This is a genomic window from Peribacillus sp. B-H-3 (genome assembly GCF_048572925.1).
In the GTDB taxonomy this organism is placed as follows: Bacteria; Bacillota; Bacilli; order Bacillales; family DSM-1321; genus Peribacillus.
Map to the genome: position 1 here is coordinate 3,992,690 of NZ_CP183879.1, position 12,011 is coordinate 4,004,700.

10 protein-coding genes and 2 pseudogenes are annotated in these 12,011 nt (G+C 33.9%); 1 reads left to right on the top strand and 11 read right to left on the bottom strand.

What is annotated here, in order from left to right:
* Positions 1 to 248: 248 nt before the first annotated feature.
* The 9 genes and pseudogenes from ACN6MY_RS19980 to ACN6MY_RS20020 form a co-directional block, all read right to left on the bottom strand.
* A complete protein-coding gene (locus ACN6MY_RS19980) occupies positions 249 to 563 on the bottom strand; it encodes a hypothetical protein (RefSeq protein ID WP_419881735.1) in 315 nt (104 codons plus the stop codon).
* A gap of 499 nt (positions 564 to 1,062) precedes the next feature.
* Positions 1,063 to 1,926, bottom strand: a complete 864-nt coding sequence (locus ACN6MY_RS19985; protein ID WP_419881736.1) for an aminoglycoside phosphotransferase family protein — start codon at positions 1,924 to 1,926, stop codon at positions 1,063 to 1,065.
* A 97-nt stretch (positions 1,927 to 2,023) separates the two neighbouring features.
* Positions 2,024 to 2,521: a GNAT family N-acetyltransferase gene (locus tag ACN6MY_RS19990; RefSeq protein WP_419881737.1), complete on the bottom strand. Its 498-nt coding sequence runs from the start codon at positions 2,519 to 2,521 to the stop codon at positions 2,024 to 2,026.
* A 146-nt stretch (positions 2,522 to 2,667) separates the two neighbouring features.
* A complete protein-coding gene (locus ACN6MY_RS19995) occupies positions 2,668 to 3,174 on the bottom strand; it encodes a MarR family winged helix-turn-helix transcriptional regulator (RefSeq protein ID WP_419881738.1) in 507 nt (168 codons plus the stop codon).
* A gap of 414 nt (positions 3,175 to 3,588) precedes the next feature.
* Positions 3,589 to 5,054, bottom strand: a pseudogene (locus ACN6MY_RS20000) (amidase family protein).
* Between the two features lie 167 nt (positions 5,055 to 5,221).
* A pseudogene (locus ACN6MY_RS20005) lies at positions 5,222 to 5,923 on the bottom strand (tyrosine-type recombinase/integrase).
* A gap of 574 nt (positions 5,924 to 6,497) precedes the next feature.
* Entirely contained in the window at positions 6,498 to 7,313 is an 816-nt protein-coding gene (locus tag ACN6MY_RS20010) for a hypothetical protein (RefSeq protein WP_419881739.1), read from the bottom strand.
* Positions 7,303 to 7,827, bottom strand: a complete 525-nt coding sequence (locus ACN6MY_RS20015) for a sigma-70 family RNA polymerase sigma factor (protein WP_419881740.1) — start codon at positions 7,825 to 7,827, stop codon at positions 7,303 to 7,305. The genes ACN6MY_RS20010 and ACN6MY_RS20015 overlap by 11 nt, the downstream gene beginning before the upstream one ends.
* A gap of 350 nt (positions 7,828 to 8,177) precedes the next feature.
* Positions 8,178 to 8,894 (bottom strand): GNAT family N-acetyltransferase, encoded by a 717-nt coding sequence (locus ACN6MY_RS20020; protein WP_419881741.1) that lies wholly within the window; start codon positions 8,892 to 8,894, stop codon positions 8,178 to 8,180.
* 565 nt (positions 8,895 to 9,459) lie between these two features.
* Here ACN6MY_RS20020 and ACN6MY_RS20025 point away from each other — a divergent pair.
* Positions 9,460 to 10,698 carry an IS110 family transposase gene (locus tag ACN6MY_RS20025; protein WP_419880509.1) on the top strand — a complete coding sequence of 413 codons (1,239 nt, stop codon included), beginning with the start codon at positions 9,460 to 9,462 and terminating at the stop codon, positions 10,696 to 10,698.
* A gap of 167 nt (positions 10,699 to 10,865) precedes the next feature.
* Here the strand turns inward: ACN6MY_RS20025 and ACN6MY_RS20030 are convergent, their stop codons facing one another.
* Entirely contained in the window at positions 10,866 to 11,069 is a 204-nt protein-coding gene (locus ACN6MY_RS20030) for a GrpB family protein (protein ID WP_419884235.1), read from the bottom strand.
* A 330-nt stretch (positions 11,070 to 11,399) separates the two neighbouring features.
* On the bottom strand, positions 11,400 to 11,786 hold the full coding sequence (locus tag ACN6MY_RS20035) for a hypothetical protein (protein ID WP_419881742.1): 387 nt from the start codon (positions 11,784 to 11,786) through the stop codon (positions 11,400 to 11,402).
* Positions 11,787 to 12,011: the final 225 nt, after the last annotated feature.

Consider the following 12,011-nt stretch of genomic DNA (forward strand, 5'->3'; position numbering starts at 1 on the left):
TTTAATAAAAAAAATATGGATAGATAATTATCTCCTGGAAATGCAGGGAAAATAATCACATTCCAGTGCCCATTGTAATGGAACAAAAACCTGTTACTATTTCTTTTTCTGTTGTGTAATCAAGTGCTGAAGTAGCGTCAAGCATCAACTAAAAAGAGCCAAAATGCTGGTCAACACCAAAACTAGCAAAGCCGATCGATACATTGCCTACCCCAAAGTAGATATAAAGTACTAGGAGGAATTTTAAATTAAATTTTTTCGTAAATTCCCTTATTAAACCCTTTCACAGGGTTAATGAAATCATGGTAAGGTTGATCATATGGATCCTTAATTCCCCAGCCTCTTGCTTTGTTTTCAACATGCGCACACCAATGCCATCCTATGAACCATGGTTCGTTGATAAGCGAACTGATTGATTCAATATAGTCACGAGCCCGATCAGCTTGAGTCTTTAAATCACTCACTCTATTTGATTTCATTTTTGTTTGGCACCAGTTACCAATATCAGCATTAATGACTGGCTTATCCATCAAAGCTTGCCATTTGGTTAAATATTCCTTCATTTGTTGATAACCTTCTTCGTTATTACTTGGAAAGTATTGAACATATAACACATCAACATATGGTTTGGCAGCCTCGAGTACTTCGGTTGGGATTCCCTTATTTCCGTTATAACGATCGCCTAAGATTACAGTAGTAATGGCAAAATGGGAGAAACAATATGATATTAAAAAAGGCAGTCACCTTCTATTGCCAAACAAAGAAGTAAGTTAGTCGTAAAAAAGGGTATTCTTTCTCTAAAACTATGAGTCTAACAGAGAGGCAGCGATCCCAGGCGGGCGCTGCTTTTTTGTATCTTAAAGATTTGGCCATGATCGGTGACAATACAGTTGTTTAATTTCAATGCTATAAACTCTCATAACACCGTCCGTAAATATGGGCGGTGTTAAATAAAGTTGTTTAATTTTCATGTAAAACACTTTTTCTATACCAAAAATAAAACAAAAAAGTCGTTTAAATCTAGAGGTTATACAACAATCGTGCTCTTTAGCTGAATAACTATTATGTTTCTTTGATTATATCCTTCCAGTAAATCCAAGCTTTTAGATAGTCATTTAAATCATTTGGATGATGTCTAATACAGGTTGCTAACCTGAGATATAATCCAATAAGTACTTTCTCATATAATAATTGTTCACTTATGTTTTCTTTAATTAGTAAGTGACTCGCTGCTGAAATGATCGTTTCTTTAGATAAATCATCTGGTGAAGAACAAAATGCATAGATTAAATCATAAAGGGGGTCTCCGATAACAGGAGTCGGGTCAATCACACCAATTAAACGTCCATCATTATAGATGAAATTGTGCACTCCACAATCCCCGTGCAATAAAAATGGTTCTCTGTCTAGGTTATTTATTTTTGAACTTTTGACAAGGTTAAGCACAAAGGTAAACTCATCTTTTTCTAGGTATGAATCTAAAATCTTATTTGCTTCAATAATTTCATTCAAAAGAAAACTTTGCCAAGAATCTGTTAATTCATCCGCCCATCCCCAACCAATATCATTTGGCACGGCCTTATACTGGTTAATAAGCCCTTGCACAAGTGCTTTTAGCACTTCCTGTTTATTTTTTCTTACATAATTTGTAGAACCAGTAATGAATGCATAAACTATGTAATTATCTGATGGTTCAACAAAGAGAAGACGAGGTAATAGATATAAATCCTTGTAAAAGGTAAGAAAATTCGCCTCAGATTGAAGAACTTGCGGTTCATTCAACTTAACGACATATCTTGCACCATCATTGGTACTCAGGAGATACAAGTCACTTACAGTGCCTCCATTTAATTGTTCATACTCAACGGCACTCGAATGGATTATTTCTTTATTATTTAATTCTTTAATTACCTCTTGAATGTCCATATTTTTCCTCTTTCATTAGAATGTTACTTAATTAATTTGCTCTCTTTCAAAAAAGCGCATCTTATTCGAGAATAGCGCCCGATTACGGAATAAAGAATCATTTCATCCCTTTTCTTAATTTGACCATGTTATACCAGTTTACTCCACCATGTTTTGATTCAGACATACCATGGTTAACAAATCCAAACCTTTCATAAAAAGAAACTAATTCTTGTTTACATGTTAAAGTGATTCCTTCTCTTTCATTTTCTTCTACAAGCTCTTCCATTTTCTCAATTAAAATCTTTGCAATTCCTTGATTTCTAGCCTGTTTGGACACTGCTAACCCTAAAATACTCTGATATCCCCCTCTTTTCGGATTCTCTTTGATTTCCTTAAAAAGATTATCCGTTATATAAGGTTGATTAATAATAGGGCCATTAATATAACCAAGTATCTCCCCCTCCTTTTCTGCCACAATAAAGGTATCAGCTATCAACTGAATCCTCTCCACAAACGCTTCTTTTGTGGCAGCTTCTTCTATTGAAAAGCCTTCATTCTCAATTAATAACAGCTGTTCTAAATCTGTAGTTTGAACATTTCTTAAAGAAATCATCTTATTAACACCTTTCCTAACTGGATTGACCTAAAAACATTATTAGTAATGATTTTATGGGCTAAAACAAAAAATGTTTAGAACTTAAACATTAATAGTTTAGGTTCTAAACAATAATTTGTCAATAAAGCTTAATTTATGTATGATTACTTCTCATTTTTTTCTACATCACGCATATCCAACAACTCAGTATACTTTTGCATAACTTTATAAAAAACATTAATTTCTTCAGTAGTAAAACTATTACGCAATGTTTTATCAGCCCGAGTGAGTTCTTTAATATCATAATCCTTATGTGCTATACTTAGAAGTTTTCCCTTATCAGTAACATACAAATGTACGTTCTTGGCATTTCCAGCTTCTTTTTTTCGTATTATCAAATCTCGCTTTTCTAGTTTGGTAATAATCTGTGATACAGCACCTTTTGTACGATTCCACTCCAATGCTACCTCAGTAACAGTGATTCCTGGATTCTCTTCAATAAGAGTAAGAGTATGTACTTCAACCATATTAATGATTTCCCCTGTACCATAATCACGAGCTGTTTTTATATAATCATTGTAATTCATAACAAATTTATAGATAATATTCGCATTTGCATCTAACTCATGGTACTTAGCATTTGTTTGAATCACATTTTCAAAATGTTCCATTTCGCCTCAAAACCTTTCGACTATAGCAGTTCTGCATTGAAAATTCCTTCTTAAACCTGCTTGTACATTAAACACCTCAAAATTTTACAATACATTCTAAAGTATAACCTAAATATCTTGGTGTTGTTCCACAATCTGGCCCGATTGTTGAATAGCATAACTGACGTTTAGTTTTAAATGACTTTATTATTTTTTAAACGACTTTAATATATATGTTATCAAGACCTAAATTATAAAAATCCTTAAAAATAAAGAAGAGCACATATTAGTTATGTATAATATATGCTCTTCTTTTATTCAATTAAAGCGCCCATTTGTTGAAGATCACATGCCTTAGAATGAATCATTTTTCTTGTAGATAAGCACCCTTTAGTTTTGATTAAAAGTGATTTAAAAAAAGAGAGTATAAGTATATCAATATGTTATGTTTGGGCTTCTACGATGCTTTGTAGCCTGCTCAAAGGCATAAGCGACTTTTATTAAAACACCTTCATTAAAAGCAGTACTTGCCAAAGTGAAACCAAAAGGTCTTCCACTTTTCATATATCCAGCAGGTATAGCTATGGAAGGATAACCAGCTTTCGCACATATTGTTGAACCTATATACGAAGGGACACATCAAGACCATACGTCTTTAAGGCAAAATCAATGCCTTGTTCCTGGGAAAAATACAAATCTTCTAATTTTGCATTCAAATATTCAGGATTTCTTAATGTATTAGGAAAACTTTCTCTTAGCTCCAACTTATTTTGACCGTACTTTAATGCTTTTGCTTCGATATTTTTGTTAAACTGAATTAATTCAGCAATAGAATGTACAGGTGTATTCGATGGTAATTTTGAAAGATAATTTTCTAAGCTATGTTTCAATTCATATAATGACACTCCCCAGCTCCATTCTCTATGAAAAGAGGGAATCTCTATATTTTCAAAGACCTGTGCGCCTTCATTTTTTAGTGTTTGAATGACATTATTAAACAATTCCTCATCGTACTCTTCAGATTCATAATAATCATTAGAAGCTTTGTTGAATACTCCAATTTTAGCATCCTTAAGACCCATAGAATCTAAATAAACTGTATAATCCTGTTGTAACCTTCCTTCATTTTTATGTGTAGCAGGATCAAGCTTATCAACTCCAGTTAAAGTTCCTAATAAAATTGCTGCGTCTGTAACAGTTCTTGCGAATGGTCCTGCTGTATCTTGAGAATATGTAAAGGGAATAATCCCACTGCGACTAACTAAACCAACAGTAGGTTTAATACCAACCACAGAGTTTGTAACAGCTGGACTAAGAATAGAAGCATCTGTCTCAGTACCTACTGATAATACGGTAAAATTTGCAGCAACCGCCACTGCTGATCCTGAGCTTGAACCACCAACAAAAAGATCAACATCCCCATATGGATTTAATACTTGTCCGCCTCTCGAACTGTAGCCAGCCCACATTTCAAAAGACATCCCATTAGCTAATTCTGTCATATTCGTCTTACCTAAGATAACTGCGCCTGCTTTACGGAGTTTTTTAACAAGAAATGCATCTTTACCACTAATATTATTCTCAAGTGCAATTGTTCCTGCACTTGTATGCATTGAATCATTTGTTTCAATATTGTCTTTAATAAAGACAGGAATACCATGTAAAGGTCCTCTAACACCTTTTGTTACTCTTTCATAATCTAATGCTTCAGCAATGAATATTGCGTCAGGGTTTATTTCAAGAATAGAATTTATTTTCGGGCCGTCTTGGTCATACTTTGCTATTCTAGACAGGTAATACATTACCAACTCTTTTGAAGATACTTCTCCATTTTCCATCGCTTTTTGTATGTCATTAATCGTTAACTCATCTCTGAAAAATTTATTAAAATTAATTCCCATTAAACTCTCCTTGTACTATCAAATTTAAATTGATTTATATTTAGATCTATAATTCTATTCTATATATAAATTCAGTAATCCTTCTTCAACTATCTGGCCCTATACAAAAAGACACGCATTTATCTATGCTTGCGTCTATTTCGATTAAATATTATTTTTAGTAGCTTTCAAAAATATTTACTATATAAATCATGTCTCAACTTTCCGCTGAGCTGCGCATATATTTTTGTAGTTTCACTCTTCTCATGACCACGTAAGCTTTGGATTACTTCAAGAGGTGCTCCGTTGTTGATCATGTGAGTCGGATAGCTATGTCGTAATTGATGCGGATGAATACGCTTTTTTATTTCCGCATGACTTGAAATACGCTTGATGATATATCTCATAAGGTCGATACTCATACGTCTTTTGGGTCTTCTTTCGGTGATAAACTGGCATGGATCCTCATCGTCTCGTTCGTCTAAGTATCTATTTAGCCATAAAGAGCAGCGAGTATTGAAGTACACTTCTCTTTCCTTATCGCCTTTTCCATGTACAATAACAGAATTTGTCGAGAAGTTAATATCATCTCGATTGAGTTTTACAACTTCTCCAATACGACAACCGGTAGAATAAATAAATTCAAATAATGCATTTTCCATGGGGATTTGGCACGCTTCCCTAAGATGTTCTATTTCAAGTTCTGAAAGGAATTTTGGGATTCTTTTGCCCAACTTTGGTTCCTTTAATTGTAAATTCATTCATTTCAATATCGCCAAAAAATCTTAATAACAGATTATATTGAAAGCAATAGGTTTTCAATGTTAGAGCTGAATATCCCTCTATCTTCTTATCTAATGATACTTCTCCCATGCTTCAGATAATAACATTTAACTTCACTCTCCTAGGTTATGAACCATTTAATTTAGATTCTATTATGTCAAATGGAGAAAAATTCATACTAAAGTTATTCAACAATCTAGGAGTTACTATTTTCTAGAAACTCTCATAACCCTTGGGAGACGTAAAAAAGACGCTTTTCTTATTTCGGAAAAGCGCCCTTTACTTGAATAACTTAAATACTTATGTCAGTTGCATCCTCTGTGGGATGCCCCTAACTATATATAAAATTCAAAAATAAATATTTCTTAATCCAAAAATTGTCTTTACATATAAAATTCGCAGTATATTTACAACGTAAAGGAAATGCTAATATAAAAAGCCAAAAGAAATTTGGCTTTTTTATTAATACATCTAAGAGGTATTCTGTAGATAGTAATAAATTCAATATTGAACCACTATTTCTAATTATGTTTACGCTACCTGCTAGGCCCTTCCTAAACTGCACTGCTTTATAAACTAAATAAAAATTAAGCTAAAATGTGTTAAAAAATACATTACGATGCTTCTGCACTTTCAAAATAGAGTCGATTATTTAAATGAATACTTAATTATTGAAAAGCATTAATATATATTGCCATATTTGTTGCAATTAAATTCAATAGTAAATACTTTTTCGAATGATAAATTGTTGAGTGTGAAAATCCCTTCAATCTGAATACTAAATTTTTTTCCACCGTCTACCAAAGTTGTTCGAACGGAGGTCTGCTTCCACTTACCAGTATTACCAGTCGAACTGGCTAATTGTGTTAAAACATTGTCTACTGATACAAATACTTGACGGTCAAGTTCTGAACTATATTGTGTATCAAATTTAGCTGTAACTTCAATTTTTCTTAAAATATCGGGAAAGTATAAATATGTTGATTTAGTCGTTTCTCCATTTATATTAGTCACTGCTGGTTTAAGAGAAGAAGACATCTCAGCTATTTCTTCACGTTCCGTTGCCAAGTGTTGGTGGATCATATTTTGAACCATTTTTTCATATTCTTTTGGTGCAACCCACTCTGATTCTTTAAACTCCTTAATTGGTTGCACACCAATTTCTATCCCCGTTTTCAGTTTCATCGCTTGATCTACGATCTTTAAATACTGTTTATAGTATTGTTGTTTCTGTTCTTCTGTAAATGGATTAGGTATTTGATTTTTATCATAAATGTTCATTTGACTTGTGGGATTTTCTTCTTGTTTTTTCGTTTGAATACTCGGTAACACTAAAAATACTGCTATTATAATTGCGAGAACAGAAACAAATAACGAGTGCATATGAAATCTGGATGTAGGAGATTGACGTACACGATATCGAATCATTTCCTTTTCTTTTTCAGTTAATTTCATATTTGCCGGAATAGATTTTTCTAGTTCATTTTTAAAATTCATACTCTCCCTCACCCTCCTCAATCGTTATTTTCGCTAATTTTCTTCCCCTCGCTAATCGTGTTTTTACCGTATTAACTGAACAGTTTAAAACATCGGCGATTTCCATTACAGATAATTCCACATAGTAATACAACCATATGACTTCTCGATATTTAACAGGTAGGCTACTAACTAATACTGCAATATTTTGAGTTTGTTCCTTTTGTATGCATTCCCCTTCAACTGAACCGGGATTTTTCCATATTTTAATCCTATCTGTAACTACTAACTTTCTATAATGCCAGCTTTTCAAATAATTTTGACACTCATTTACTGCAATACGATATAAATAAGTTTTAATAGTAGAACGACCCTCAAAATGTTCAAGATTTTTGTAATATTTAATAAAAACATCTTGTACGATATCCTCTGTTTTCTGAATATCTTTTACATATGTAAAAATTAAGCGTTTTAAATAATCACCATGTTGTTCCATTGCTTCATTTAAGTGACGCTCCTTCTCATCAACAGTCAAAAGATAACCTCCTCTCTATAATCTTAGACAAAGCTGTAAGTTAATCAGTTTCATTTTAAAAATAAAAAGCTATAAAATCCTCAACGAACTTATAGCGTAGTTAATTTTATTGTTAATGAAAGAAATCTGCTCCCATAGTGAGTATTAATAAAATTTAGAATCTATCTCAGAGAGATTAGGTACAATCTTTCACAAATACCATACTATCACTGTCATAAGTATTCATTTTTTCTTGATATTTTTCCTCCATTAAATGGCCCTATACATTAAGAAAGAGCGCAATTCTCATTCTGGAATTGCGCCTGATATTTGAAAATCCGCTATAAATTTGAATAGTTATTGAAACAAAATTATTCGCCTTTATCAAAATCTAAATGAACAGAATCTGCAATCCTTTCATAGCCAATTTCCCTATAAATCTTATTTGATGTAGGATTCATCAAATCTGTGTATAGTACGCAAAAATCGAAATCTTTGAGTAGTTCTCTTGAAACCGCCGCAACAAGCGCCCTAGCATATCCATTTTTGCGCTTTTCCTTTGGCGTAAATACCAAAGTAACGGTTACACCGTTCTTTGTCGGACGTGACTTCTTCATCATAGATACAATCTTTCCTTTATCCTCCCAAAGAAAAACCTCACGTTCCTTTAAAAACATTGCGACACGTTTTTTCACGTGTTCGATTGGTGAAATCGGCATTCCGGTATCAATTTCGAATAAGTTGAACCACTTTTCGATACGTGAAGAATCATTTTCTTCTGCATAGCGCCAATTACCAGGACTATGTTCAAGCGTTTCATTTACCTTATTTAATCGATACAATCCCTGATCCATAAGTAGTCGATGAGTCATATCGGTTTTAATTTCCCACTTCTTCGCGACTTTGTATGCCCACGGTTTCAAACTGATAATCGAACGAAAGTTAATGTCATGTTCGAGCATATTTTTTATGAAGAACTCTATTATTTCTTCTAAACGGATTTCATCGACAAAAATTAGATTTAACGGATGCGGGGGAGTCATTTGAAAAAGGGCTAATATTTTTCCGTCCTCTTCAATTGTCGCCATAAATGGATTCTCATAATTACCAGCTTTAATCGCTTGTAGCACACCAAAAAACAGACTGAATATATCTTCCTTTTCCAATAAAATCGGCTCTATCTTTCTCAAAATCATGAGCATTATCGTAAACTTTAAATTTCATTTTCAATCCCCCATTCTTAATCAGATAATATCGAAGGCACCGATTTAGAAACACTATTTTATCCGGAAATCTGGCCCGTTTGACGCAAAGTCTTTACCCAGCAAATGCGCCCTTTAACGGAATAACCTGATATGGCCTCATGCTTAGGATCGATTAATTGTTCTTCTTCTATCGCACCCGTTCGTAATATAAGGTTAGCCAGATTTTTCTGGTTGACCTTTTTTCATATGGTCTTAATATAACGGTAGTCGGGGTAGAACGTCGCACCCGTGGGATTTAATCCCGTCAGCTAAACTGTTCACCCCCTACTTGTATAAGCATGTTTCAGGCTGGTTGGGACAACGATCCCGTTTAACAAGCGAACCTATGACATTACAAGAAGCCTTAGGGGATACCGACTAATATTGTATTTCTAGGAGGAGATAAAGTATGAATCCAGTCATTGGTCTGGACGTATCAAAAGGAGAAAGTCAGGTACAGGCATTTTTAGATAAGGGTAAACCATATCGTAAGAGCTTTAGTATTAAACACGATCTTGAAGGTTTAGGGAGTTTATTAGAATTCCTTCATGAGGTGGAGAGAGCAGCTGGCGGTTATCAACCTTCGGTTGTTTTAGAATCAACTGGGCACTACCATACTCCCGTTATTCAGTTTTTAGAGGAACAAAAATATGTTTTTATTATTGTTAATCCTCTTATCTCACACAGAGCTAAGAGCTCAAGCCTACGAAAGGTGAAAACAGATGCAATTGATGCTTATCACCTTTGTGAACTGTATTACAAAGAGGAGTTAGAGCCTTACAAGAAGCGTGGAATTCAACTCTTAAACCTTCGTAATCTAACAAGACAACAAGAGAGTATTGCAGAAATATCAGCGAAAACAAAGTTACAGCTGCATTCTCTGATCGATCAGGTATTTCCTGAGTATCGAGGGGTGTTTGGAAGCCTCTATTCAAAGGTATCGTTGCTTACTTTACTAGCATTCCCTACTTCAAAGGCAGTATTAAGTGTGAGTGATAAAGAGTTAACGGATAAAATAGCTTCATTATGTACAAGTCGTTCGGAGTCTTGGGCAAAGGAAAAGGCACAGAAGTTGCGAGAAGCAGCCCTTCGTAATCCTTTTCAAGACAATCTCTACCAAAGTCATATCTTTAACCTTGAGATCTTAGTTAAGATTGTTCTTCAATACCAAGAGCATCTATCCAAGATTGCGGATGAAATAGATGCTCTCGCTAAGGGAATTGAAGAATATGAGATCCTACAATCTATCCCTGGTATTGGAGAAAAAATCGCTGGAACGATTATTTCTGAAATCGGAGAGATAGATCGGTTTAATGATGCCAAGAAGTTAGTTGCATTCGCTGGAATAGATCCTAGTGTGTACTCTTCTGGAAAGTTTACTGCATCCGTAAATCGAATTACCAAACGTGGCTCATGTAGACTTCGCCATGCCCTGTATATGGCTGTTCAAAGTGGTATTCGGGATGCCCGTAAAAAGAAAACGACTGATGAAATCATTCCACGGAATAGAAGACTACGAGAGTTTTACGACAAGAAACGAGAAGAAGGAAAACCCTTCAGAGTAGCAATCATTGCCTGTGCAAATAAGCTCTTACATTGGATTTACGCATTATTAAAAAGTAGATCCACTTTCCAAGATATGTTTTAAAACCTATCTCTAACTAAATACGTCAAAACCTTCCAATAAGAGCATAAAGGAAGGTTATTTGGCATGAACATTTTTAGTATATCATGAGGTTATTAAACTTTTTATTGAAAAATGTTGACAAACTATTAGCTGGTTTAGCTTAAGTACAGTTATTCACAATCTTACGTTTAAAAGTTATTAAATTCAGAAGAGTTCATTATTTTTTGAAAAAATTCGTTTTTAGCCTGCCTATAATCATCCATTTTTCTTCCGTCAAACTTTCTTTTTAACTCATCATATTCTCCCCTGTAAGCATCATTTAATAATAAAACATCTCGAAATTTCCAAAAGAAATCATATTCCGAATCTATGATAGTTAATTGAACTCCAATAGGGGGGACTGTTGAATCGTCTTTAAATGCTCTGAACCAGTCTGTTTTTCCACTGCCTTCATTAAGCTCATAAACTGCTGTAAGTGTCTGAACTGCCTTTAGGAATTGTTCTGGAGAAACACGTGCCTGTGTACTAAGAAAGCTTTCTCAGCCTTTTCATAAACATGCCTATATTCAAAAAAACTGACATGTTCCATATTACCCCCCCATAGGATATACTTAATGGTTAATTTTACCATATTATTCAGCTATACTGCCAAGTTGGCGAAAGCTTTCTAAGGAGCCATTCCTTCTTAAAACTAACTGACCTGTTTGCTGCATAGTGAAAGGTTATTCACATAAGGATTCTACTTGTTTATCAAATTTTACATTTCTCTTGTAGTACACACCATTTAATTTTAACAGTATAAAGTCACCAACTTCTTTTTCGTTTCGGTAAGCTTTGACTAAGCAACCTTCGTATGTTAAAAGCAGCTCTCTTTCTTCTTGATTCTGGTCACGGATAAACTTTATTTTTTCAGCCCTTTCTATCCATTTGTTGATATCTTCAAGCCTGGTTATTTCTTTACGTTTACCGTTTTTTTCTTTAATTTCAATTTTTGTTATATAGTTAGCGGGATAGATTTCCCCAAAAAGCATTTCGCCTTCTTTTTTTTGACAAGACATTAGACTTGCTATTAAAACAACTAAACAAGTGTACAAAAGAATGCTTCTCAAGAAACCATTCCTCCTAATATCACAGAGCAATTTTGCTACTTATATTCTATTTATGGTTCATACAGTCCTTCTCTTATTCAAAATAAAGACTGTTGGAGTAATAAAAAAGGCTGCCATAGCAGCCAAATCTTTGTTCAACTAACTCACCCGTTACTTTAAGTACACTTTTTCACAATCTCTCTGAGTATCATAAATTCTTAAGAATCTCTAAAACACTGGCTTAAT